Below are 24310 nucleotides of genomic sequence, written 5' to 3' on the forward strand. Positions count from 1 at the left end.
CGGCATCATCGCGCCGGCCCCGGCCGCCCACAACTCGGCGTACCCGGTCCGTCACGCCGTGCCGCGCGGGCTGCCGCCGACGTCGAACTCGCACCACACCGCCTTGCCGTCGCCCCGGGACTCCACACCCCAGTGCGTGGCCAGGGCGTCCACCAGCAGCAGCCCCCGTCCCGTGGTGGCCGCCTCACCCGGGGTGCGCCGGCGCGGCCACACGCTGGAGCGGTCCTTGACCCACAGGCGGATCCGCCGCACCGGCTCCGGCAGCACCTCCATGGTCAGCACCGCCCCGCCGTCGGTGTGCAGCAGGGCGTTGACGAGCAGTTCGCCCGCCGCGACCTCCACGTCGTCGGCCAGTTCCGGCATGCCCCAGTCGCGCAGGGCCTGGCGCAGGGCGTAGCGGGCCTCGGACAGGCCCTCCGGGTCGGCCTGGTGGATGTACTGATGGATGCGCGGCGCCCGGTGGGTGCCGGGGTCGGGGGCTCTGCGCAGCACCAGCAGTGCCACGTCGTCCCCGGAGCCCCAGCGCTCCCACAGCCGGTCCGAGAGGTGGTCGGCGAGCGCCCCGGCGTCCTGCGGGCCGCTGCGTACGGCGTGGGCGAGGGCGTCCATGCCGGCGGTGATGGTCGTTCCGGGCTCCTCGACGAGGCCGTCGGTGCACAGCACCAGCGTCTCGCCGGGGACCAGGTCGAGCTGGGTCTCGGGGAACTCCTCGTGTTCGAAGGCCGAGGCCAGCCCCAGCGGCAGGCCGCCGCGCACGTTGGGCCAGCCCGTTCGGCCGTCCGTGTGGCGGATCAGCGGGCCGAGGTGGCCGGCGCGGACGGCGCGTACACCGCCCGTCTCCAGGTCGACCTGCGCGTACATGCAGGTGGCGAAACGTTCGGTGTCGAGCTCGGCGAGGAAGCGCGAGGCCCGTGCCAGCACGGTGGACGGCGGATGGCCCTCCCCCGCGTACGCCCGCAGCGCGATCCGCAGCTGGCCCATGATGGCCGCCGCGTGCGTGTCGTGGCCCTGTACGTCGCCCACGACGATGCCGACCCGGTTGCGGGGCAGCGCGATCACGTCGTACCAGTCCCCCCCGACCTCCCGCCCGCTCCAGGCGGCGTGGTAGCGGACGGCGATCTCCCCGCCGGAGATCTCGGGGATCCGTCGCGGCAGCATGGCCGCCTGCAGGCCCGTCGCGAACTCCCGCTCCTGGTCGAAGAGGAGCGCCCGCTGCAGCGACTGGGCCACGATGCCGGCCAGGCCCAGGCAGAGGTTGCGCTCCTCCGGGGTGAACTCCTCGCGCCGTCGGTAGAAGAGGACCAGCCCGCCGATGGCCTTGGCCTGGGCGATCAGCGGCAGGTAGGCGGCGGCGTCGAACCGGATACGGCCGAGGTAGTCGGCGAGGAGCGGGAACTCGCGGCCGAGGTCGGTGAGGGAGGTGACGAAGCGGGCCTGCCTGGTCAGCACCGCGTGCGAGAGCGGGAGCGAGCCGTCGAGCCGCGTGAACCGGCGCTCGCTGAGGATCTCCAGCGACTCCCCGCTCAGCGCGATGATCTTCATGGTGCCGCCCTCGACCAGCCCCAGGGCCAGCCCGTCGGCGCCGAGCCGTTCCAGGGCGCCCGCGCCGGTCAGCGCGGCCGTGACGTCGTCGACGGTCACCGCCCGCGAAAGGGCCTCGGTGGTGCGCTGCACGATCGTCGTCTGCTGGGCGCGCGCCGCCTCCAGCTTGCGCAGCAGCGTCGCGTGGGCGAGCTCCGCCGCCGCGTCCCGCACGATCCCGGCGATGCGCAGCGCCTGCCCGTCGCCGTCGCGTACCACCCGGCCCGTGGTGTGCGTCCACTGGTCGCTGCCGTCGCGCCGGTGCACGGTGAAGTACGCGCCGAACGTCTCCCCGCCCTCCGCCAGGACGCGGGCGATGGTCTCGCGCAGCCGGGCCGCGTCCTCCGGCCGCATCCGCAGCGCGGCGCCCTCCGCGGTGCCGTCGTACTCCTCCGGCTCCAGGTCGAAGACGGCCATCGCGGCCGCGTCCAGCGCCACCGTCCCCGTCTCCAGGTCCCACTCGAAGCTGCCCATGCCGTTCAGCGCGAGCCGCTCCCCGGCGTCGGTCACGGGGGTCCGCCGGGCCGGCCCGGGTCCGTCGCGCTCCGCCGCTGCCACCCTCCGCACCCCCTAGCGGCCGGGCCAGCACGGCTGGGAGATCAGCCGCTCCCACTCCTCGTCCGGGTGGCCCGGGAGGGTGCGCCCGGCCTCCCGCCAGCGCCGGACGACGGAGAGGTAGATCGTGGGCTGGTCGGGGGCGGGCGCCGGGGCGTACGGCGCCGCGTACGGGGGCCGCTCGTGGCCGGCGGTCCGGGCCGTGGCGGACTCTTCGCCGCGACTGGCGGGAATGCGTACCCAGCCGCGGCCCTGTGCTCGCTCCGTGCTCATCACGGACCCCTTCTCCCCGCGGATCTCACCGCAGGTACGTCTTCGGATGTCCCGGTGGTGGTACCCCCGGACCCTGCCCGGGGGAGGCAGCCCGGACGGGCCGGACGGCACCGGGGGAGCCCGGCCGCGGCCCCCGGGCACCGAGGCGCTTGCGGACTCCTCTCACCAGTCTCCCCGCCGTGAAGCCCGCACCGTGCACGAATCGCATGGAAGGGCCGAATGAGGGAGCCGCCAGCAGCCCGGCGAAGAACAGCCCGGGCCACGAGGACTCGAAGCCGGGCCCCAGCTCGGGGCTGCGGCCGCCGCCGACGGTCGCCAGCGCGGCGCGCAGCCCCGCGTCGAGCATGTCCAGCCGGTCCAGGTCCGGGGCGAAGCCGGTGGCCGCGATGACGTGGGCGACGTCCAGGACGACGGATTCACCCTGGGGTGTGGTCAGGCCGAGCCGCGTCCGCCCGCCCACCGGGACCGCCCGGTGCAGCCGGTGACCGAGCAGCGCGGGCACGCGCCGCTCGAAGCGGTCCCGCAGCCACCAGGCGCCCGCCGGTCCCAGCGCCGTCGCCGCGATCCGCTCCCGGGTGGGCGCGGGCAGCCGGCGCACCGCCCAGGGCAGCTCCGACCAGACCCAGCTGCGCCAGCCCGTGCCGAGGCCGCTGTGCGGGTCGCGCAGGGCGCGCAGCGGGGGCCGGCTCAGCGGCTGCGGAACGGTGTTCCAGTTCAGCCGGGAGCGCCGGGCGACCAGGCACGGCCGGGCGCCCTGCTCGGCCAGCAGGGCGGCGGTCTCCAGGGCCGCCTGCCCGGCCCCGAGCACGGCGACCTCCCGGCCGGCGAAGCCGGACAGGTCGCGGTGGCCGCTGCTGTGCGAGTGGTGGCCGGGCGGCAGCCCCCGCAGTGCCTCGGGGAGCTGGGTGAAGGGCATCACCCCGACCGCGACGGCGACCGTGCGGGCGAGCAGCGGCGGCCCCTCCGCGGTGCGGACGCGGAAGCCGTCGCCCTGCGGGGTCACCTCCGTGACGGTCACCTCCTCCACCTGCGGCCCGGCGTGCCCGGCGAACCACATCCCGTACGCGCTGAACGTGCCGATGGGCAGCGGAGTGCCGTGTTCCGCGACTGTCCCGAGGGAGGCGCAGTACTCGGCCAGCGTGTACCGCCCGTCCGGTGCGGACAGGTTGGAGGACCACGGCTCCGACTTCAGGTACATGCCCTCGGGCATGTGGTCGCGCCAGGAGGCCATGGGCCGCCCCAGCAGCCGTACGCCCAGTCCCGCACCGGCCGCGTGTGCGGCGATCGACAGCCCGTACGGGCCCGCGCCGATCACCACGAGATCGTCGATCCGCGTCACGGCCGCTCCTCCACCCTGATCGTCACCTGCGGGTCACCTGACCGGCCCCGCCCGCCTGTTGGAGCCCGGTCAACGGCTCACCAGTTCGTCCGGCTCGGCCGAGGCCTCCGGCGGGGCGGGTCGGGACACCGACCCGGCGGAGGTCCCGCCCTGCTGTTCCCGCCCGCGCTGCCGGGGCGCGCGGACGACCGCCCGCGCGGTGCGCCGGCCCTGCGCCGGGACGCCGCGCAGGGCCCGCGCACCCTTGGCCGCGCCGCGGCCCAGGAACGCCGCGAGCATCGCCAGGAACGGCCGGACGTCGTCCCCTGCGAACCAGGCCGCCTCGACCCGCCCCCGCTCGGCGGCGGGGCCGGGGACAGGCGGCGCGGGGGCCGCGGGGTCCGCGGCCGGGCGGCGGCGCGGCAGGGACCGGCCCCGGACCGCCGCCAGCAGCGCGTAGTTCTCGGCGACGAACACCCGGCCCGCGCCGCCCGAGGGCCGCGGGACCCGCTGGTCCGTCAGGTCCAGGTACATCGCCTGTACGACGTCCAGTCCGGCCGTGTCCGTGAAGAGCCTGAACTGCGCGCCGGGGCGGGGGTTGAAGTCCACCAGCCGGAAGACGCCGCGCTCGTCCCGGCGGAAGTCCAGGTCCAGGATCCCCTGGTAGCCGAGGCGTTCGGCCAGCTTCAGCGCCGCCTCCTCCACCGCCGGATCCGGCAGCCAGCGCCCCACCGCCGTCAGGCCGGTGCGCACCGGCCAGGACAGCTCCTTGCGGCCCGAGCCGGCGAGCAGCGGACGCCCGCCGCGGGTGAAGGCGCCGTGGAAGAACCAGTCGGTGTCCGGTCCGGCCGGCAGGAACCGCTGGAGCAGCAGCCTGCTCCCGGCCTCGGCGGAGCGCTCGTACAGCCGGCGCGCCTCGGCGGTGGTGTGCACCAGCGTGGTGCTGCGCAGTCCGTCCGCCCCGGCCGGCAGCAGCCAGGGCCGGCTCCACTTGGCGACCACGGGCAGGCCCAGCCGCCGGGCCGCCTCGGCCGCCTCCGTGCCGCTCGCCGGGACCACGGTCTCCGGGTGCGGGACGTCCCACCGCGAACAGAGCCGGGACAGCTCGGCCTTGTCGGCCACCCGGGCGGGCAGGTTGTCGGGCTGATGGGGCATCCGGAAACGGTCGCGGAGCATCGGGGCGATCCGGGACACGGCGATGGCGCTCAGGTCGTCCATCGCGACGAGCACGGCCGGACGGCCGATCCGCTCCGACACCCCTGCCAGGCAGTCCAGCAGGGCCTCGGGCGCCTCCGGGTCCAGCCCGCCGGCCGGCCCGGGGTGAGCGGCGCGCAGGTACCGAGAACGCCCCATGGGTCCTCCCCCGGCCTCGACGACGGCATGGACCTCCACGCCCTTGCGGCCGAGGGATCTGACGGCGCCGAGGGTTCCGTGGTGGAACGGATTGCGGTCGAGTCTGAGCACAACGGCGGGCACATGGTTGGCGAACGCGTGCATGGCAACGGTGTCTTTCACCTAGTCGGACCAAGCGGGGGTGGTGGGCAGCTGCTAATGGCCTACTCGGCAGTCACCGAACAGGCCGTTCGTCGGATGTGATGCCTAACGTCTTGGGCAAGCACACCGATTCAGGAAAGCTCGGGAGACGCCATGCCCAGACCACGCCGCCGACTGGCGGGCACCTGCATCGGGACGGTCACGGCCGGACTGCTCGCCACCGGTGCCGCCCTCGCGACGCCGGACGAGATCCGTGCCGAGGACTCCGGCACCGCCATGGGTGCCTATCTCGACTACGGGCCGGACGGGGTGGCCCGCATCCCGTACCTCTCGCGCTGGCTGGGCGGCAGGGACATCCGGGTCGGCCACACCTATCTCCCGGGTGACCAGTGGGCCGGCATCGAGGGCAGGGTCTCCTTCCTGGAGGACTGGGCGCGGTGGCGTCGCGCGGACGGCGACCGGATGTTCGTGCTCAACGTGCCCATGCAGGCGCGCAACGAGGCACGGGTGCCGGACGAGCAGGTGGCCCGGCTGATCCGGGCGGGCGCGCAGGGCCACTACGACGCGCACTTCCGCAGGCTCGCCGAGCGGCTGGTGTCGCTGGGTGTCCCCGACACCGTGATCGTGCTCGGCTGGGAGATGAACGGCGTCACCTACACCCACCGGTGCCGCCCCGACCCGGCGAACTGGAAGGTGTACTGGCGGCGCATCGTCGAGGTGATGCGCTCCGTGCCCGGCCAGAAGTTCAAGTTCGACTTCGCGCCGAACAGGGGTACGGACGCGATCGGCTGGACCAAGTGCTACCCGGGCGACGACGTCGTCGACATCATCGGCATGGATTCGTACGACCAGGGTCCCGGGCAGTCCTTCGACGACCAGATCTCCCAGCCGTACGGGCTCCAGAAGCACGTCGACTTCGCGCGGGCGCACCGCAAGGCCATCTCCTACCCGGAGTGGGGGCTGTTCCGGCGCGGTGACAACCCGGAGTACGTACGGCGCATGCTGGCGTGGATCGAGCAGAACAAGCCGCTCTACCACACCATCACCGACTACTGTCCGCACGGCGTGTGGCAGTGCAAGCAGAATCCGGCGTCCGCGAAGGTCTTCCGGTCGGCGCTGACGCCCGAGGTGCCCGCCCCGGTGACCCCGACCCCGGTCGTACCGACGCCGGTCGTGCCCACGCCCGTGGTGCCGACCCCCGTGGTGCCCACTCCGGTCGTGCCCACGCCCCAGGTCCCGACCCCGCAGGTCCCGACCCCGGCAGTCCCGACCCCGCAGGTCCCGACCCCGGCAGTCCCGACTCCGCAGGTCCCGACCCCGGCAGTCCCGACCCCGCAGGTCCCGACCCCGGCAGTCCCGACCCCGCAGGTCCCGACCCCGGCAGTCCCCACCCCACAGGTCCCGACCCCGGCAGTCCCGACCCCGCTGCCCGAGCCCTCCACCGCCGCACCGAGTCCGATCGTGCCGACACCCGCCGACTCCGGCACGCCGGAGCCGGAACCGGAGCCGAGCCCGGAGCTTCCGGAGCCCGGCACGCCGAGCCCCGAAGTGCCGAAGCCCTCGCCGGCGGCGCCCTCCCCCGTGACGCCGGCGCCCGTCACCCCGAGCCCGGCCGTGCCGAAGCCCGAACCCACCCCGTCCAGGCCGCAACCGCAGCCGCAGCCCCCGGTCAACAGCATGCAGTGGTGCGTACCGATCAACTTCGGCGAGTGGCTGTCCAAGCTCGTCGGCAAGCAGTCGGTCTGCGTCAAGATCGACCTGGGGGAGGACTCCGGCTACTGGCCCTTCTAGGGCGTGCGGGACCGAGCGGACACGGCCAGGAGGGGTCATCGCACCCGCAGTTCGTTGAGCCGCGCCCGCCAGTCCCTGGCGGCCGGCAGCGCCTCCCGCAGCGCCTCCACCGCCCGCTCGCGTCCCGTCACCTGCGACTCGTGCAGCCGCAGCAGGGGCGCGAGCGCGCTCGTGGCCATCAGGAAGCGCTGGTTGACCACCGTCGCCGGCCGCCAGTGGTTCTTGTACGGCTCGTTGCCCCGCAGGAAGCTCACCACCGGCCGGCCCTCCTCCAGCGCCCGTCCGGCCTCGTAGCGCAGCAGCAGCGTCGCCACGTCCACCTTGCGCGCCCGCAGGTCCGGGTCCGCCCCGTAGAGGTAGCCGCCGCTCAGTCCCGCCGACAGCAGCGTGACGTTCGCGGCCACCACCTTCCCGTCCAGCCGGAACTCCGTCAGCCGGCCCTCCCCCGTCCGCACCATCCGGCGGGTGGCCCGGGTCAGGTGCTCGGCGAAGCGGGGCCTCAGGTGCTCCGGCGTCACCCCGCGACCGCGCCACTGCTTCTCGTGCAGCCGCAGCAGGTTCCGTACGGCGTGCGGCACCTCCTGCTCGGTGGCCTCGTGCTCCTCGATCCCGGCCGCGTCGGTCTTGCGCAGCTTCGCCCGCACCCGCTGGGCACCGGAGGCGGGCATCCGCTTGACGAGTTCGTCGAACGGCAGGGCCGGCAGCTCCATGCACGTGGAGTCGGCGAGCCGGCTGCCGACGCCGGGCCACTGCCGGTACAGCTCCTCCGCGGCGGCCCCGGGGCGGACCTCCCGCAGGTCGATCACCGCGCCCCGGGCGGCCCGGTGCAGCCCGTGGGCCAGTGCCGGGACGACCTGACCGGCGTGTTCGGCGGCCACCAGCACGTCGGAGTAGTCGGTGATGGGGCCGCCGAGGGGCACCAGCAGGGGAAACGGCCGGTGGACGAGCATCAGGGCGGCCGCGCCGACCAGTTCACCACCGCGCCGGACGAGGACGATCCGGAGCCGGCCGTCCTTCCCGTACGCCAGCCACCAGGAGTGCAGCCAGGCGTGGCTCTGGAAGGGGGTGGCGCTGGGGCAGGCGCGGACAAGCCGGTTCCACTGCTCCTCCAGCGCCGCGAACTGCCGGGGGTCGCGGCACAGCGTCACCGACAGGGCCCCGGCCGAGCCCGCGCTCATCGAACGGACTCCTTCTCCTTGGCCGAGGCCGGCTCGCCCTGCGCGGGCAGGGTGGCGTACTCCTCGGCCGGCGCCTCGGCCGGCGCCTCGGCCACCTGCTCCGCCACGGGCCGGGCCACCGGACCGGCGGCGGGCGCGGTCGCGCCCCCCTCGGGGCGGCGCGCGCGGCCGGGCCGGGCCAGCAGCCACAGGCCGCCCAGCAGCCCGCCGGCGCACATCCCCACGGCGCCGCTGATGGCGGCGGACGGGGAGGCCGGGTCGGCGGGGGCCACGGCCTGGTTGAACAGGAGCAGCTGGACACCGGTGTTCTTGGCGGCCTGGTTGCTGCTCAGCGACAGGGCGTCGGCGACCGCGTTCGCGATGTCGGCGGCCTCGGCGGGGCTCGTGGAGGTACCGGTGATGGCGATCATCGGGGACTCGGGGGAGGTCTCGGCCCGTACCTGGGTGCGCAGCTGACGCGCGGTGATGCCCGCGCGGGGCTGCGCGTAGGCGAGGGTGGCGCTGCTGGTGGCGATACGGGCGTACGCCTGGGCGAAGCCGAGGGCGGTGGCGGGCTCGGTGGTGTCGTCGGGGACGGCGACGACATAGCTGGTGGCGGCGTACTCGGGGGCCTTGAGCACCCCGTACGCCCCGCCGGCGGCGAGCCCCAGCGCGGCGCAGACGGGCAGCGGCCACCACACGGGGGGCCGGGTGAAGCGCCGCCTGGGCCTCTTGCCGGAGCGGTGGTCCGCCTTCTTCTCGGCTTTCTTCTCCGCCTTCTCGGATGTCTTCCCGGACGTCTTCTCGGCGCTGTCGGACATGGTCGTGCTCACTTTCTGGAGGGAGGTGGTGGTTCCTGTGGGTCCCGGCCGGGACCCCTTCGGGTGCGTGGGGGTCAGCCGCCGGCGCGGGGCGTCTGCCGGGGTGAGCCGGGACCGGGCACCGTCAGCCCCGCCGGCGGCCGCTGCGCGGGGCTGACGGTGTCCGGTGCGGGGTCCGGTGCCTGCGGATCCGGTGCACGGCCCAGGCCCGTCCCCGCCCCGCGCGGCGCGGCTGCCGCGAGGGCGAGGTCGTACACGTCGAGCAGCCGGCGCGCGCTGCCGGCGATGTCGTAGCGGCGTACGACCGGCGGCGGGGGCAGCCGGCGCGCGCCGGCCTCCATGTGTCCGCGCAGCGCGGCGACGAGCTCCTCGGTGCCGGTCCCGATGCGGCGGGCTCCGGGGGCCTGCGCGGCGGGCAGGTCGTCGACGGCCGGGCAGGTCACGTGCAGGACGGGGAGCCCGGCGGCCAGCGCCTCGACGACCGCGAGCCCGAAGGCCTCCTCCCGCGAGGGCGAGACGAAGACGTCCATGGCGGCCAACAGGGCCGGGATGCCGGGAGTGCGGCCGTCCGTGCTGTCGCCCAGCGGGTCCCGCTCCCCCAGCAGGTGGATCCGGCTCTGCGCGCCGAGCTCGGCGGCCAGCCGGCGCAGCCCCGCCCGCTCGGGACCGTCCCCGGCCAGCAGCAGGTGCGCGCCGGGCAGCGCCGCCACGGCCCGGACCAGTACGTCGAAGCGCTTGCCGGGGACCAGCCGGCCGACCCCGCCGACCACGAAGGCCCGCTCCGGCAGCCCGGTGCGGGCCCGGGTGGCCCGGCGGACGTTCTCGTCGAAGCGGAAGCGGACTGCCTCGATGCCGTTCGGTACGACGTGGACCCGGGCGGGCGGCACCCCCCAGCCCTCCAGCCGCGCGGCCACGGTGTCCGACACGGCCACGGTCGCCGCGCCCAGCCGTTCACTGGCCAGGTACAGCGACCGGACCCCGCCCGAGAGGGGACGGCCCTCGATCTCGCCCTCGCCGAGGGAGTGCTCGGTGGCGACGGTCGCCGGGGTGCCCGCGAGGCGGGCCGCGAAGCGCCCGTACACGCAGGCCCGGTACAGGTGCGTGTGTACGAGGTCGTACCGGCCGCGCCGGATGAACCGCGTCAGCCTGGGCAGTGCCCCGAGGTCGCGGTTGCCCCGCATCCCCAGGTGCACGACGCGTACTCCGTCGGCGCGCAGCCCTTCGGCCACCGGGCCGGGGTTGGTCAGCGTCAGCACGTCGCACCGCATCGGCATGTGCCGTAGCAGGAGCCGCAGTTGCTGCTCGGCGCCGCCGACGCCGAGGCCGGTGATGACGTGCAGTGCCCTGACCGATTCCATCGCCTTCACCGGGACACCGCCCGCCGCAGCTCCCGGACGTGGTGGCGCAGGTGCTTGGCCCGCAGCCGGAGACCGCGGTCGGCCTGGCTGACGTGTGTGCGCGGCAGGGCGTGCGGGCCGGTGAGGCCCCCGGGGTCGATGGCGCAGGCGTAGCCGTAGCCGGCCGCCCGGGTCGCCTCGACGACGCGCGCGTCGAGGTGCCCGTACGGGTAGCAGAAGCCCTCGGGCAGGGCTCCGGTCAGCTCGCGCAACAGGTCGCGGCTGCCACGCAGTTCCTGCTGGAGGACGTCGTCGGCGACCACGCGGAGGTCCTGGTGGAGCAGGCCGTGCGAGCCGATCTCCTGCCCGGCGGAGGCGACTTCGCGGATGCCCTCGGCTGTGAGCAGGGACTTGCGCGGCCCCAGCGGGTCCCACACGTTGTCCACGCCGAGCCGCCCGGGGAGTACGAAGAGGGTGGCGGTGCAGTCGTGGCGCCGGAGCAGCGGCAGCGCGTGGGTCAGGAAGTCGGTGTAGCCGTCGTCGAAGGTCAGTCCGACCAGCCCGGCTCCCCCGCCGGCCGCCCTGGCCCGCAGCAGCTCGCCGACCGACACCCCGCGCAGGCCCCGGGAGCGCAGCCACACGAGCTGTGCCTCCAGGGCGCGGGGGGTGACGGTGATCCCGTACGGGTCCTCGGCGGGATCGGTGAACTCGGCGACCGAGTGGTACATCAGGACCCATGGTGATGCGGTCCGGCGGGCGGGGACCACCAGGGCGGCGGGGGCCGTGTCGGTGTCAGCGGGCATTGCGGAACCTCTGCGTGAACTGGGAGAGCTGGGCGGGCAGGGCGGTGACTTCGAGGGCGCGTATGGCGGTGCCGGTGGCGCAGAACATGGCCGGCACCAGCAGGCAGCCGAGGGCTGCGCTGAGCAGCGGGTCGGGGATCATCGGCCCGGCGATCCACCCGGTGGCGCAGGCGGCTGCGCCGGCCACGGCGAGGCGTCCGATGCCGGCGGCGACCCGGCGGACGTGGATGGCGATGATCCGCGGGCCGAGGCCGGTGAGCAGCAGGGCGGCGGCGGTGGAGATGCCGGCGGCGTTGGCGGCGGCGATCCCGTAGGTGCCCCACCAGTGGACGGCGAAGGCTCCGGCCACGATGTTGACGAGCAGTCCGGCACTCATCGCGAGCGCCGGGAACCAGGTGGGCCGGGCGGTCGAGAAGAAGGGCCGGGACAGTGCCCCGACGAGGCAGTGGCCGAGCAGTCCGAGTCCGTAGACCCGCATGACGGAGGCGGTGGCGAGGGTGTCCTGGTGGGTGAAGGCGCCGCGTTCGAAGAGGACCTGGATGATCTGCGGGGCGTATCCGATGACGAGCGCGGTGCCCATCAGGACGGCGAGGGAGGCCAGTGCCAGGTCCCGTTCCACCCGCCGGCGGGCCTTCTCCCGCTCGCCGCCGGCCATGGCCTGGGCGACGACGGGGAAGGTGACGGTGCAGAGCATCAGCGACAGCACCATCGGCATCTGCGCGACCTTCTGCGCGTAGTTGAGGTGGGAGATCGCCCCGGGCGGGAGGGAGGCGGCCAGGAACCGCTCGACGAGGACCTGCGACTGGCGGAAGACGGCGAAGAGGATGACGGGGGCGATGACCCCGAAGGCGATGAGGGTGGGGCGGTCCCGGTCGCGCTGGCTGCGCGGGGCGGCGGCCCGCTTGGCCCGGGACGGTCCGAAGCCCACGTGGCGGATGAAGGCGGGGAGCTGCACGAGCGCCATCAGCAGCCCGCCGGCGGCGACGCCCGCGGCGGCGGCCCGTACGCCCCACAGGGTGTGGAGGGCCACCATCGTGCCGATGATGCCGACGTTGTACGAGACGTAGATCGCGGCGGGCGGCAGGAAGCAGCGGTGCGCGCGCAGTGCGGCGCTGAAGTAGCCGGCGAGGCCGAAGGAGAGCACGGTCAGCGCGGTCAGGCGGGTGCATTCGACGGCGAGTGCCGGGTCGGGCAGGCCGGGGGCGAGGACGGAGACGACGGCCGGGGCGGCGGCGACGAGGACTGAGGCGACGACGGCCAGTAAGACCAGGAGCCGTGTCAGGGTCGCCCCGACCAGCAGCCGTACGGGGTCCTGCGCGCGGGCCTCGCTGCGGGTCAGTCCGGCGCGGCCGGCGGCCCGGCGGGCCAGGGCGTGGCTGAAGGCGGGGACCATCAGGAGCGCCATGGCGTCCTCGATCAGCAGCGTCGAGGCCATCTCCGGGACGGTCCAGGCGATGAGGAAGGCGTCGCTGGCGTGCCCGGCGCCGAAGAGGTGCGCGATGGTCTGGTCGCGCACCAGCCCGAGCAGGGATCCGGCGGCGGTGAGCCCGGCGGTGACGGCGGCGGCCTTGGCGAGGAACCGTCCCAGCGGGGCGCCCGCGGCGGGCTCGGCGGACGCCTCGGCCCCACCGCGGCGGCCGCGTCCGGACCGGCTCCCGCCGGAGGCGGCGGGTACCGCGGACCCGGCCGGGTCACGGTCGCGGCGGACACCGCCGAGCCGCCTGCCACCGGGCGTGGAGCGTGCGGAGGCCGCGGCCGGGCCGTCCGCGTCACGGGGCTGCCCCCCGCCGCCGTGCGGCCCGGCGGAGGTGTCCTCGCGGCGGGCGCCGCCGAGCCCGTCGGCCGGTGCGCGGGCTCCGGGGGCGTCGGCGGACGCGCTCGTGGTGCGCGCCGCGACGCGCGCGCCGAGCCCCACCGGTGCCCCGCCGGGATACCCCGCGGCGCCGAACCGGGTTTCGCGTACGGCGGACTCGCCGCCCGGCAGGCGTCCGGCGACGAAGCCGGGGTCGGACGGGACCGGTGCCCCGCCCCGCCCGGTGCGGCCCGGGTCGCCGCCGGGCGTCGCCGGGACGCGGGTGGGGCCCGCCCCGGCCGGGGGGCCGGGGGCGGGCCGCCAGGGCGTGGTGCCCGTCACCGGCCGCTCGAAGTCTCGGGGGCCGGGACCCCGCGCAGCTGACCGGCACCGCCCGGGTACGGGCCCGGGGAGGTGAGCGCCCACCAGGCGGCGAGGCCGATGATCACGCCGGTCAGGACGGTGGACGGGCCGCCGATGTCCGCGTAGAGGAAGTCGGTCAGCTGCCACACCAACAGCCCGGTGGCGATCAGCCCGCAGTCCCTCGTCCGCGCCCCCGCGCCGGAGGCGAGCCGCCGCAGCCCCGCGACCAGCAGCGCCGCCCAGCCGCCCGCCAGCGCGATCAGCCCGATGAGGCCCTGTTCGCTCAGGATCAGCAGGTACATGTTGTGCGGGGAGAGCAGTGGCTGGCGGATGTACGCCTGGCCGGCGCCGGCGGTGTCGCTGCCGGAGGAGAGCCCGAGCGAGGCGTGGCCGTCGCGGTGGGCGGGGAAGCCCTTCAGGCCGACGCCCGCCGCGGGCCGCTCGCGCCACATCGACTCGGCGGCGGCCCACATCGTGTAGCGGTCGGTCACCGACTGGTCGGGGGCGCTGGAGACCTGGGTGATGGAGGTGAGCCGTTCGGCGACCATCTCGGAGCCGACGCCGAGCCCGCCCACCAGGACCACCCCGGCGGCGGCCAGCGCGGCGAGGACGGTCAGGGCCCGCCGGATCCCGGCCAGCGCCATCACCAGCAGTGCCGCGCCGAGAGTGGCGATCCAGGCGCCCCGGCTGAAGGACAGCACCAGCGGCAGGACGAGGACGAGGGCGCAGCCGGCGGCGATGCGCCTGACGCGCTGCGGCAGTGCGGGGGCGAGGGCGGCGGCGGTGGCGACGACCAGTCCGTAGGCGACGACCGTGGCCATGCCCATGACGTCGCCGGGGCCGAAGGTGCCGACGGCCCTGATGTCCTCGCCCTGGTAGGAGGCGCCGGTGTGGGTGGCGTACTGCACGACTCCCACCGCGCCCTGCACCAGCGCCAGGACCACGAAGCAGCCGGACGCGATCCGGAACTCCCGCGCGTCGCGTACCAGCAGCACGACGGCGGCCGGGACGAGTACGAAGACCTGGAGGTAGCGGACGAAGCCCGGCAGGGCCGCGTACGGGTCGCCCGCGGTGACCGTCGCCACCGCGAGGCCGACGGCCGGCGCCCCGAGGACGAGGACCCCCAGCGGGGTCAGCGGCCGTACCCGGCCGCGCAGCGCCTGCACGGCGCAGACGAGGACGAGCAGCAGCGAGGCGGCATCGGCCGGGCCGACCTTGCCGGAGGCGGTCGCGTCGCCGGCCGGCAGCGGAGCGAGCAGGAACAGCACGGTCGCGGCGAGCGGCAGCAGCGGCCAGTGCCGCCGCAGCCGGCCGGGGACGTCCGGCGGGGCCCAGTGGCCGGGGGCGGCGAGGCTCATCAGCTGCCCCCCAGCCGGAAGCGGAAGAAGGAGGCCGCGGTGCGGGCGAGGATCCACAGGTCCTGCCACAGCGACCAGGTGTCGATGTAGTGGTTGTCGAAGCGGGCCCGGTCCTCGATGGAGGTGTCCCCGCGCAGGCCGTTGATCTGGGCGAGGCCGGTGATGCCGACGGGCATCCGGTGGCGGGCCTCGTAGCCGGGGTGGACGGTGGAGAACTTGGCGACGAAGAAGGGGCGTTCGGGGCGCGGGCCGACCAGGCTCATGTCGCCCCGGACGACGTTCCACAGCTGGGGCAGTTCGTCGAGGGAGGACTTGCGCAGGAAGGACCCGACCGGGCTCATGCCCCGGTCGCCGGCGACGGTCCAGCGGGTGGCTGCCTCGTGCTCGTCGGCGCGCAGCGTACGGAACTTCAGCAGGGTGAAGGGGCGCCCGTAGAGGCCGACCCGCTCCTGGCGGAAGATGACGCCGGGCCCGTCCCAGAGGCGTACGGCGGCCGCGCACAGCAGCATCACGGGCGCGGCGGCGACCAGGGCGAGGAGGGCGAGGCCGGAGTCGATGACGCGCTTGGCCCAGCGCTCCAGCGGGCGGGCCGGGCGCGGCAGCAGCGGCTGGACGGCATATCCCCACAGCTGGTCGGCGGGGTTCGCCGGCCGCATGCCGGTGACCTTGGCGGTGCCGGCCGGGTCGGCGAGCCAGAGCCGGCAGCCGTGGTCGTGGAAGAGCCGGACCAGGGAGGCGGTGCGCTCGTCGGCTTCCGGGGGCCGGGTGAACACCGCGTGCCGGACGGAGTTCTGGATGACCGCGCGCCGGATGTCCTCGTGGGTGGCGAGGAGGGGCAGGGCGCCGGTGTCGCCGTCGGCGGCGGCCGCGGTGCCGGCGAGCCCGACCGGGCGCAGGCCGTATTCGGGACGGTTGTGCAGGGCCGCCGCCACGGCGGCCGCCCCGGCGCCGGGTCCGACGACGAGGGTGGAGGCGGGTCGGCGCAGGGCTGCGCGGCGGTGCAGCTGGTTGGCGACGCCGCGGCCCGCGCAGACCAGTACGGTCTGCAGGCACACCGCGGTCAGCAGCACGCTCCAGCCCATGGCGCGGGCGGGGGCGAGGGCGGCCGTGACGGCGGCCGCGGCGCACCACAGGACGGCGGAGCGCCCCACCAGCGCGGGCAGTTCGAGGACGGCGGAGGGGGCGAGCCGCGGCCGGTACAGGCCGGCCTGCGCGTGCAGGGCGACGAGCAGGGCGGGCAGCGCGGCCAGGGCGGGCGCGGCCGCGGTGGTGTGCAGCGCCGGTCCGGGCAGGGTGGCCGCGGTGACCACGGCGGCCAGTGCGTCGGCGGTGAGCAGGGGGAGCACCCGGCTGCCGCGGCGGACGCGCCGCGGGCGTACGGCGGACCGGGCCTGTTCGGCCCTGGGTCCGCGGGGCGGGTGGATGGCGGTCGCGGAACGGCGGGCCGCCGCGTGGGGCGCGGGCGCGAAGGCGCTGCCGCCGGGCCCTGTGCCGCCCTGCCCGGTGTGCCGGGCGGGTGCGCTGTCCATCGTCATCGGCTGATGCGCTCCTGGTTCAAGGGCCGGGGCCTGCCCAGCAGTTCGTGGTACAGGCCGCTGACCGCGTCCGTGGTCCGCCGCACGTCGAAGTCGGTCCGGGCGTGCTGCCGGGCCTGGTCCCCGAGTTCGGCGAGGAGCCGCGGCTCGGCGAGCAGCCGTCCCAGGGACTTGGCCAGTGCCGTCGGGTCCTCCGGCGGCACCAGGCACAGGCGTCCCTGGCCGGGCGGCAGGCTCTCCCGGGCACCGCTGACGTCGGAGACCAGGACCGGTCGGCCACAGGCCATGGCTTCGAGCGGGGCGAGCGCCATGCCTTCCCACCGCGACGGCAGTACAACGAGATCGGCCGCCCGAAGCCACGGTCGGATGTCGGCGGCGGCGCCGGCGAAGTGCACTCCGGGCGGGGCGGTGTGGCGCAGCCGTTCGCTGTCGGGGCCGTCGCCGACGAGGACGAGGCGGGCCGCGGGGACGGTGGCGAGCACCTCCGGCCAGGCCCGCAGCAGGATGTCCTGGCCCTTCTGGGGGCAGATCCGGCCGACGCAGACCGCGAGCGGCCCGTCGGCCGGGAAGGACGGCGGCAGCGGCAGGGCGGCGCGGGACTCGGCGCGGTCGCGGTCGGCGTCGGGTGCGCCGGGCCGGAAGTGGTCGAGGTCCACGCCGTTGCGGATGACCGTCCAGCGGGCGTTGACACCCTCGCTCTCGCCCGCGCGGCGTTCGGCCTCGCTGACGCAGAGCACCCGGTCGGCCCATCGGGCCGCGTACCGCTCCCAGCGCAGGGCGAGCGCGGCGGTGGCTCCGCCGACGGCGTCGAAGGACCAGGCGTGGGGCTGGAAGACGGTGGGGAGCGAGCCGCGTGCGGCGAGCCGTCCGGCGAGTCCGGCCTTGGCGCTGTGGGCGTGCAGGAGGTCGGGGCGCAGGCGGCTCAGCAGCCCGCGGGCGCCGGCCACTTCGGCGGGGAGGCGGGGTCCCGGGGACCGTCCGGCCCGCCAGGTGAACACCTCGGCCCCGGCGGACCGGGCCGTGTCACCGAGCGTGCCGCCGGGCGGGCAGCCGACGACGGCGCGGATGCCCTCGGCGGTCTGGGCGCGGACGAGGTCGGTGACGACCCTGGCCACACCTCCGTCGACGGGCTGTACGAGGTGGAGGACGGTGGTGGGCTGTGCCGCCCGGGAGTGCGTGGGCACGTGGAGTGGTCTCCTGCGTTCAGCGGCGCGCGTCTGTCTGAACGAAGAGCACGCCGAGGAAATGACCCTGACTTTCGCCCGTGAACGTGAAGTTCAGGCTGCGGGCGCCACCGGACAGGGCGGGACTCAGGTCGAACACGTCCGCGTCATATCCGAGATTGTTCATATGATCCGGCTGCCGCACGAACGGCTGGCCTCCGAATTCCGTGATCGTGGAATTCATAACATCATTAAAAGGATTTTCTCCGTCGCTCAGGTTCACCCGGCGGCCGCTGTCGGCCGTCACGGTGAGTGAGTCCCCGAGGGTTCCGCGGTCCCCGTCGTATCCGACGACGCCGACCTTGCCCGCCGAGCCGGCGGGCGCGTCCAGGCCCTTGACCTCGACCGTTCCGTCACCTGCCCGGGCGGCGAGCGACTCGAAGCCCTCCCAGAGCGAGATCCGGCGCAGCGGCTCCTTCGGGTGCTCGTAGGCGACGACGAGCGTCCAGCCACCCCAGGCCCCGACCCCGGAGTGCCCCATGGCGATGTTCAGCTGCGCGACCGTCCACATACCGGCGCCACCGCTGCGCACCAGCGGGGTCACGTCCGCGGACGCCTGGTAGGCATCGCTGCCGGCGTCCGTGCGGTGGCCCATCACCGTGTCGGCGAGGACCTCCTTGTAGGCCCCGCCCGGCTCGGCGACCAGCACCCGGCCGTTGTCCTCCGGCGGCTTCTGCTCGCCCACCCGCAGGTTCCCGCCCCAGTAGAGCCGGGCGTACGAGACCTTCGCACCCTGGGGGATCTTGAGCTCGGCGCGGGTGGAGTTGTAGGTGTCCGGGTCCTTGTCGACCTCGCTGTAGAACATCTCGAACTCGCTGTTGACCCCCGCCGCGCCCCGCTTGACCTCGGCGCACGGCTCCGCCTGCGGCGCCTGCTCCCTGCGGCAGCTGATGCCCGAGTTCGAGGCGCGGACCAGCCCGCCGTGCTGCACGGCCTGGTAACGCTGGGTGAACGGGACCCGCGGCAGCTCCCTGGGAGAGGGCGCGGCCGCCGCCGGTGCGTTGACGGAAAGTGCGAGGCAGGACAACAGGCCGAGCGCGCCGAGGATTCTGCCGGAGGAACCCATGACCCTGTCTCCATTTCCGATCAAGGGGGCAAAACAGGAGTGAACTTTGTCAGAAATCGGGCTGGAAATCACGCCGGACTCGCTCGTACGGCCTTTTGGGCGATAACACGCACCCCCGCAACGGGCGGGTCGTTAAGAGGGCACCATTGTTCGAACCGAAAGGAAATACGCAGATGAAGAAGAGGCTGCTGCGCGGCACCACCGTCGCCGCCGCGGGTGTCGCCGCGCTGATCGGCGGCGCGGGCCTCGCCTCCGCGCACGGCGGCGCGACGGCCGAGGGCCTCGCCGCCGGCTCCCCGGGCGTGGCGAGCGGCAACCTGGGCCAGGTCCCGGTCCACGTCCCGGTGAACGTCTGCGCCCTCACCGTGAACCTGGCCGGCGCGCTGAACCCCGCCTTCGGCAACACCTGCGTGAACGCCTGAACGTCAATCGCGCCGCCCGAAACGGCTGCATCCGGGTGAAGCCACGCAACCCGAGCCGGGTCGCGGCCGTTGATCCGGGTGCTCCACTACCGGGCAATCCTGCAAAAAAGGGACGACAATGATCAAGAAGATGATGGCCTCGGCCGCGGTTGCCGCCTCGGTCGTGGGCATGGGTGCCGCGATGGCGCCGCAGGCGATGGCGGTCGGCAACGACAACGGCATCAACACCGTCAACGGCAACAACTCCGCGCAGATCTACGGCAACCAGGCCACCTACGGCAACATGAGCCCGCAGATGGCGCTCATCCAGGGCTCCTTCAACAAGCCCTGCATCGCGCTCCCCGCGAAGGCCAACGTCCAGTCCGTGCTGGCCCTGGTCAACGTCGGCGTCCAGGACATCCCGGTCCTGTCCAGCCCGCAGAACCAGCAGTGCACCGAGAACTCCACCCAGGCCAAGGGTGACGAGGCCCTCTCGCACATCCTCAGCAACATCCCGGTCCTCTCCGGCAACGCCTCCGCCGGCAGCTGACCGCCCCCGCGCACGCGAGGCCGCCGCACCTTCGGGTCGCGGCGGCCTCGCCGCTTGTCGGGCCGGAAGCGTCACGCAATTCAATGGCGCAAATAGCCCGACGACCGGATACCGGAATTCGCGCAGCATCGGGGTGAATCACCGGACCGCCTCCCGAAAGGCCCGGTTTCTTTTCCCACGGCGACTCGTTGTTGATTCTGCAGCGGATACGCCGCTGCGGGAAGGATCGAAAAGAAATGACGTACAAGAAGGCTGTGGTGCTGGCCGCCGGCGCTCTTATGGCCGCTGGTGCCGCCTCCCCCGCCATGGCCGACGCGGCGGCCGACGCCAAGGCCGCGGGCTCCCCGGGTGTCGCCTCCGGCAACGTCGTCCAGGTCCCGGTCAACATCCCGGTCAACCTCTGCGGCAACAGCGCCAGCCTCGTCGGCGTGCTGAACCCCGCGTTCGGCAACACCTGCGTCAACGCCTGACGCAGCGCCTGCGCCCGCAAGGGCAGGCAGACCTCCTCGGAGTGGCCTCGGAGTGCACGGCGGTGCACTCCGAGGCCACCTCCGATTCACCACCGGCGCCTGCCGGTAGACAGGGTAAGGACCCATGCGACAGGTACTGAGCCGACAGGTTCTGGGCAAGGGCATGCTCACGGCGGCAGCCGCGTCGAGCCTGCTGTCGATCGCGACCGGCGCGGCCTGCGCGGCCTCCGGTACGGCCGAGGCATCGCATTCGCCGGGCGTGCTCGCCGGCAACAGCGTCTCGGTGCCGATCACCCTCTCGCCGAACGTGTGCGGCAACAGCGTGGACGGCGGCGCGGCGCTCAACCCCGCGATGGGGAACACCTGCGCCACCGGCTCCGGCTCGCACACCGGCGAGGGCCAGGACTACGGGCGCTACCTGAGCCCGGAGCACGCCGAGGCCTTCGAGCGCTACCTCGAAGAGCGCCCCGGCCGCCACGCCGTCCCGGAGCAGCGGCAGGAGCAGCGACACGAACAGCGGCAGGAACCGCGGCGCTACGAGGTGCCGCGGCAGGAGGTGCCGCAGCAGCAGGCCCCCCGGAAGGAGGGCCCCCGCCACGCCAAGCCGCGCCACGAGGAGCCGCGCCACGAGGGCAGCCACGGCGGCCCAGGCGGCCCCGGCGCACAGCAGCAGGGCCCGCAGGAGGAGTGCGACGACCACCCCGCACCGCCCCCGCCGGCGCACCACGCCCCGCCCGCGCCGGAGCACCCGCACCCGATGCCGCGGCCGGTGGAGGAACACCCGGCCCCGCTGCCCGGCCCGGGCCCGGTCCAGGAGGCGCCCGCACCGCCCGCGGAGCAGCCCGTACCGCTCCCGGAGCCCGCACCCGCGCCGCAGCCCCCGGCCGAGGAGGCGCCGAAGCCGCTTCCCCAACCGCAGCCGCCCCTCGACGAGGAGCCCCCGCACACGCTCCCCGCCCCGGCGCCCGGCCCTGCCCCCGTGTCCGAGGAGGAGGCGCCGCCCGCGCCGCCGCACGGCAGCCACCCCGTGGAGCGCCCCGCCCCGGCCCCCGGCCCGGAGGCCGCACCTCCCGCGGACCAGCCGCCGGCCGCCCCCGGCGGTGACACCTCCGTCCACCTGCCGCCGGCACCGGCGCCCGCCCCCGCCCCCGCGCCGCTGCCCGCCCCGGTGCCCGTGCCGGCCCCGGCCGAGGCCGGGGCTCCCGTACTGGCCGAGACCGGCGCGGGCCAGCCCGCGGCCGCGGCGGTCCTCGCGTCGGCCCTGATCCTGGGCGGCGCCATTCTGTACCGGCGCTCGCGCGCCGCCTGACCGGCAGTACCCGTAACCGGGCAGTACCGGTAATCGGAAGAAATATCGGCCGGAGAATCCCTCGTGGGATTCTCCGGCCGCTGTCATGTACCCGCTTTCCGTTTCCACGGGGGCCGGGAATCGTTACGCATGGCGAAAGCGGCGCGCCGGTCGCCGCTGACGCCTCTGTCCACGAAAGAAGAGGATTTCGATAATGAAGCTCACGAAGGTCGCCGCTGTCGTCGTCGGCTCCGTCGCCGCCCTCGGTGCCTCCGGTACCGCGTTCGCCGCCGAGCCGGCCGCCGCGATGCCCCCCATGAGCCTGACCGGCGGGGTGACGCAGACCCTTGACGCCGTCGCACCCGTCACCGAGAACCTGCCGCAGACGGTGGGCAACGGGCTGGCCGAGCAGGGGGACACCGTCAACAAGGTCGTGGGCACGGCCCAGCAGGTCAACCGGGCCCGCAACGACGTGCCCGGCACCGTCCTCGGCCTCGCGAACGGCGCCACCCAGGCGTCCCCGATGCTGGGCGGCGTACAGCTCAACGGCGGCAAGGGCTGATCCGTCCCGGACCGTCCGTGCCGGGCAGGTCCGTCCGGCACCCGCTGCCGACATGACTGTGGGCGCCACCGGCAAGGCCGGGGCGCCCACAGTCAGTTGTACAACCGACCTCAGTCGTTGACGCAGGTGTTGCCGAACGCCGGGTTCAGCAGGGCGATCACGTTCACGGTGTTGCCGCAGACGTTGACCGGGACGTGGACCGGGACCTGCACCAGGTTGCCGGAGAGGACGCCGGGGGAACCCACGGCCGCGCCCTCGGCCGACGAGTCGGCGACGGCGGAGCCGGCGGCACCGGCCGCGGCGAGACCAGCGGTGGCCAGGACCAGGGCGGCCTTCTTGGCAGAGTTCATGGGAAGTGCACCTTCTGTTCGACGTTCCGCCCCGCTCCGGGGCTCACACCGAGCGAAACGGTCCACACTCCCAGACGACACGGTTCTGCGCACGATCAGACCTGTTCGGCTCAATCGCCGTCGCCGTGTTGCCGTCCGGGGACGGTTACGGAACGGCGGGGAGCTGGAGATCCGGGAGCTCGACGTCGGGAACCTCGGCGTCGGGGACCTCCGGCACGAGGTCGACGGGAGCCGCCGGATCGGGCAGCGGGGGCAGCTCGGGGACCTCGACCCCCGGGATCTCGGGCAGTTGCACGCCCGGGATGCTCGGCAGGTTGATCTCCGGGAGCTGGATCTCGGGCAGCTTGATCTCGGGCAGCTCGATCGCCGGGATCTTGATGTCCGGCAGGGTGATGCCCGCCGGGAGCAGCGCCTTGATCTGTTCGAGGAGGCCGTTGACGAGGTCGTCGATCGGGCCGGCCGGGGCCGCCTTCGTGGACACCGTGCCGGAGCCCGAGTCGGCGGCGCTCGCGGGGGCCGCCGCGCCGGTCAGTATGACGACGGCGAGCGCCGAGGGGACGAGGAGGCGGGCGCGGGACGGCTTCGTGCGGTGCATGGGGGTTCCTTCACGGGGGGACACGGGGACACGCGAGCGGGCCCGTCGGGTTCGCTCTTCACTCACCGTGCGAACACCTTCCACGGAGCGCAACAGGAGCGGGGGCGGCTGGGGCCGCGTACGGGCTTCGCGCATGTGTCCGCAGGCGGCTCACCCGGGGTGGGGAAAAGTCGGCGACGCGCGGGCCGTTTGAGTGAAGCAGCGGAACCAACCCCCTGACCGGCCGGTTGATCAGGGCGCTCCATCAGCGGGCACTCGTGCGACAAAAGGATCAAGATGTTCAAGAAGTTCATGACCGCCGCCGCGGTTTCCGCCGTTGCCGTCGGCGCGGGCGCTGCTGCCGCGGCCCCGGCCATGGCCATCGGCAACGACAACGGGGTCAACACCGTCAACGGCAATGGTGCCCAGCAGATCTACGGCAACCAGAAGACCCAGGGCGACCAGAGCCCGCAGCTCAGCCTGGTCCAGGGCTCCCTGAACAAGCCCTGCATCGGCCTGCCGGCGAAGCTCAACGCCCAGTCGCTGGTCGCCGCGCTCAACATCGGCGTCCAGGACATCAACGTCCTGTCCAACCCGCAGAACCAGCAGTGCACCGAGAACTCCACCCAGGCCAAGGGCGACGAGCCGCTCTCGCACATCCTCAGCAACATCCCGATCCTGTCGGGCAACGCCTCCGTCGGCAGCTGACCTCCGCTCCCCCCACCCCGGGGGCCGGGCCGACGAGCCCGCGCGGTGACGTGACAGGGCCCCGGCAGCGTCCAGCTGCCGGGGCCCTCGCACGCGCCGCGCACGCGGCGGTCAGCCGGTCCAGAAGTCCCACCACCGGGTGAGGATCAGCATTCCGATCACCCCGATGTGCAGGGCGGGCGGGGCCCAGCCGAAGTCGATGAAGAAGACCCGCAGCGGGCGGGGGGCGGGGAGCACGCCCGTACGGACGTTGTGTGCGGTGACGGCCCAGAACATCAGCAGGGTCGCGACCCAGGCCAGGGTGCACCACAGGCAGAGCGCGTTGATCTCGTAGAGCGACTGGGCCATGAGCCAGCCGCAGAAGCCGGTGCCGAAGGCCGTGCCGGCGTTCAGTCCGAGCCAGAACCAGCCACGGTAGCGGGCGCCCGCCAGCAGGCCTGCGCCGGCACAGACGACGACGGCGTAGGCGACCAGTCCCAGCATGGGGTTGGGGAAGCCGAAGGCCTGCGCCTGCTCGCTCTGCATCACGCTGCCGCAGGAGACCACCGGGTTGAGACTGCAGGCGGGCTTGAAGTCCGGGTCCTCCAGCAGGAGGAACTTGTCGAGGGTGATCACCCAGGAGGCCAGCACCCCGGCCGCGCCGGTCACCGCCAGCAGCCACGCCAAGCCCCTCGGGGCGGCGTCCCGTTCGTCCTCGTGTGCACTGCGGGGCCGTCCCTGTTGGCGCGGGACGCCCACTGTATTCGTTGCCATGCGGCCCATACTCCCCCGCCTCCACCCAGAGCGGGTCCAACCATGCCCATTCGTACGCAAGTTGACCTGAAGGTGTGGCGGGAACCCCCGATGCTTCCCGGACGTTTTACCGAACCCCGGACGTGATGTCAGAGCCAGGGGTTACGTTGAGCTTCCGCGAAGTGACAAGCTGCGACGGCCTGGAGAC

The 24310-nt window shown here is 74.3% G+C and carries 23 protein-coding genes; 7 read left to right on the top strand and 16 right to left on the bottom strand.

The window, feature by feature from the left end:
• Window positions 1-51 precede the first annotated feature (51 nt).
• From BSL84_RS13795 to BSL84_RS13810, 4 genes are all read right to left on the bottom strand, one after another.
• Window positions 52-2139: a SpoIIE family protein phosphatase gene (locus tag BSL84_RS13795; RefSeq protein WP_030026600.1), complete on the bottom strand. Its 2088-nt coding sequence runs from the start codon at window positions 2137-2139 to the stop codon at window positions 52-54.
• Window positions 2140-2151: 12 nt separating this feature from the next.
• Window positions 2152-2409 carry a hypothetical protein gene (locus tag BSL84_RS13800; protein WP_045321813.1) on the bottom strand — a complete coding sequence of 86 codons (258 nt, stop codon included), beginning with the start codon at window positions 2407-2409 and terminating at the stop codon, window positions 2152-2154.
• A 25-nt stretch (window positions 2410-2434) separates the two neighbouring features.
• On the bottom strand, window positions 2435-3739 hold the full coding sequence (locus tag BSL84_RS13805; RefSeq protein ID WP_075972085.1) for an NAD(P)-binding domain-containing protein: 1305 nt from the start codon (window positions 3737-3739) through the stop codon (window positions 2435-2437).
• A gap of 78 nt (window positions 3740-3817) precedes the next feature.
• Window positions 3818-5224 carry a hypothetical protein gene (locus BSL84_RS13810; RefSeq protein WP_045321814.1) on the bottom strand — a complete coding sequence of 469 codons (1407 nt, stop codon included), beginning with the start codon at window positions 5222-5224 and terminating at the stop codon, window positions 3818-3820.
• A gap of 150 nt (window positions 5225-5374) precedes the next feature.
• Between BSL84_RS13810 and BSL84_RS37765 the strand changes: the two genes are divergently transcribed.
• Entirely contained in the window at window positions 5375-7012 is a 1638-nt protein-coding gene (locus BSL84_RS37765) for a glycosyl hydrolase (protein ID WP_075970440.1), read from the top strand.
• Window positions 7013-7047: 35 nt separating this feature from the next.
• On the opposite strand, the gene BSL84_RS13820 is transcribed toward BSL84_RS37765, so the two are convergent.
• From BSL84_RS13820 to BSL84_RS13860, 9 genes are all read right to left on the bottom strand, one after another.
• A complete protein-coding gene (locus BSL84_RS13820; RefSeq protein ID WP_075970441.1) occupies window positions 7048-8190 on the bottom strand; it encodes a GNAT family N-acetyltransferase in 1143 nt (380 codons plus the stop codon).
• Complete coding sequence (locus tag BSL84_RS13825) at window positions 8187-8990, bottom strand: lipopolysaccharide biosynthesis protein (RefSeq protein ID WP_075970442.1); 804 nt, start codon at window positions 8988-8990, stop codon at window positions 8187-8189. The genes BSL84_RS13820 and BSL84_RS13825 overlap by 4 nt, the downstream gene beginning before the upstream one ends.
• A 74-nt stretch (window positions 8991-9064) precedes the next feature.
• Window positions 9065-10348, bottom strand: a complete 1284-nt coding sequence (locus tag BSL84_RS13830; protein ID WP_045321485.1) for a glycosyltransferase — start codon at window positions 10346-10348, stop codon at window positions 9065-9067.
• A gap of 5 nt (window positions 10349-10353) precedes the next feature.
• Window positions 10354-11130, bottom strand: coding sequence for a polysaccharide deacetylase family protein (locus tag BSL84_RS13835; protein ID WP_030031196.1), 777 nt, complete (start codon window positions 11128-11130; stop codon window positions 10354-10356).
• Complete coding sequence (locus BSL84_RS13840; protein ID WP_234363462.1) at window positions 11120-13264, bottom strand: murein biosynthesis integral membrane protein MurJ; 2145 nt, start codon at window positions 13262-13264, stop codon at window positions 11120-11122. Before BSL84_RS13840 ends, BSL84_RS13835 begins: the two co-directional genes overlap by 11 nt.
• Window positions 13261-14643, bottom strand: a complete 1383-nt coding sequence (locus tag BSL84_RS13845) for an O-antigen ligase family protein (protein ID WP_234363463.1) — start codon at window positions 14641-14643, stop codon at window positions 13261-13263. Before BSL84_RS13845 ends, BSL84_RS13840 begins: the two co-directional genes overlap by 4 nt.
• A complete protein-coding gene (locus tag BSL84_RS13850; protein ID WP_420711137.1) occupies window positions 14643-16178 on the bottom strand; it encodes an exopolysaccharide biosynthesis polyprenyl glycosylphosphotransferase in 1536 nt (511 codons plus the stop codon). Before BSL84_RS13850 ends, BSL84_RS13845 begins: the two co-directional genes overlap by 1 nt.
• The gene (locus BSL84_RS13855) at window positions 16175-17362 is read right to left on the bottom strand and encodes a glycosyltransferase (protein WP_045321477.1); all 1188 of its coding nucleotides are present in this window, start codon (window positions 17360-17362) and stop codon (window positions 16175-16177) included. The genes BSL84_RS13850 and BSL84_RS13855 overlap by 4 nt, the downstream gene beginning before the upstream one ends.
• A 19-nt stretch (window positions 17363-17381) precedes the next feature.
• The gene (locus BSL84_RS13860; RefSeq protein WP_045321476.1) at window positions 17382-18467 is read right to left on the bottom strand and encodes a DUF3344 domain-containing protein; all 1086 of its coding nucleotides are present in this window, start codon (window positions 18465-18467) and stop codon (window positions 17382-17384) included.
• A gap of 173 nt (window positions 18468-18640) precedes the next feature.
• On the opposite strand from BSL84_RS13860, the gene BSL84_RS13865 reads away from it, so the two are divergent.
• The 5 genes from BSL84_RS13865 to BSL84_RS13885 all read left to right on the top strand — a co-directional run bounded on the left by BSL84_RS13865 (window position 18641) and on the right by BSL84_RS13885 (window position 21738).
• Window positions 18641-18889, top strand: coding sequence for a chaplin (locus tag BSL84_RS13865; protein WP_030031072.1), 249 nt, complete (start codon window positions 18641-18643; stop codon window positions 18887-18889).
• A 118-nt stretch (window positions 18890-19007) separates the two neighbouring features.
• Window positions 19008-19418: a rodlin gene (locus BSL84_RS13870; protein ID WP_030031071.1), complete on the top strand. Its 411-nt coding sequence runs from the start codon at window positions 19008-19010 to the stop codon at window positions 19416-19418.
• A 236-nt stretch (window positions 19419-19654) separates the two neighbouring features.
• Window positions 19655-19888, top strand: a complete 234-nt coding sequence (locus BSL84_RS13875) for a chaplin (protein ID WP_030031070.1) — start codon at window positions 19655-19657, stop codon at window positions 19886-19888.
• Window positions 19889-20012: 124 nt separating this feature from the next.
• Window positions 20013-21197 (top strand): chaplin, encoded by a 1185-nt coding sequence (locus BSL84_RS13880; RefSeq protein ID WP_075970443.1) that lies wholly within the window; start codon window positions 20013-20015, stop codon window positions 21195-21197.
• Window positions 21198-21390: 193 nt separating this feature from the next.
• Window positions 21391-21738 carry a hypothetical protein gene (locus BSL84_RS13885; protein WP_030029296.1) on the top strand — a complete coding sequence of 116 codons (348 nt, stop codon included), beginning with the start codon at window positions 21391-21393 and terminating at the stop codon, window positions 21736-21738.
• Between the two features lie 110 nt (window positions 21739-21848).
• Here BSL84_RS13885 and BSL84_RS13890 read toward each other — a convergent pair whose 3' ends face one another.
• Together BSL84_RS13890 and BSL84_RS13895 are read right to left on the bottom strand one after the other, a co-directional pair.
• Complete coding sequence (locus BSL84_RS13890; protein ID WP_030029295.1) at window positions 21849-22088, bottom strand: chaplin; 240 nt, start codon at window positions 22086-22088, stop codon at window positions 21849-21851.
• 145 nt (window positions 22089-22233) lie between these two features.
• Complete coding sequence (locus BSL84_RS13895; RefSeq protein ID WP_030029294.1) at window positions 22234-22683, bottom strand: hypothetical protein; 450 nt, start codon at window positions 22681-22683, stop codon at window positions 22234-22236.
• A gap of 276 nt (window positions 22684-22959) precedes the next feature.
• Here BSL84_RS13895 and BSL84_RS13900 point away from each other — a divergent pair, with 276 nt between their 5' ends.
• A complete protein-coding gene (locus BSL84_RS13900; protein WP_030029293.1) occupies window positions 22960-23370 on the top strand; it encodes a rodlin in 411 nt (136 codons plus the stop codon).
• A 111-nt stretch (window positions 23371-23481) separates the two neighbouring features.
• Here BSL84_RS13900 and BSL84_RS13905 read toward each other — a convergent pair whose 3' ends face one another.
• Window positions 23482-24123: a vitamin K epoxide reductase family protein gene (locus BSL84_RS13905; RefSeq protein ID WP_075972088.1), complete on the bottom strand. Its 642-nt coding sequence runs from the start codon at window positions 24121-24123 to the stop codon at window positions 23482-23484.
• Window positions 24124-24310 lie beyond the last annotated feature (187 nt).

The organism is Streptomyces sp. TN58, assembly GCF_001941845.1.
Lineage (GTDB): Bacteria > Actinomycetota > Actinomycetes > Streptomycetales > Streptomycetaceae > Streptomyces.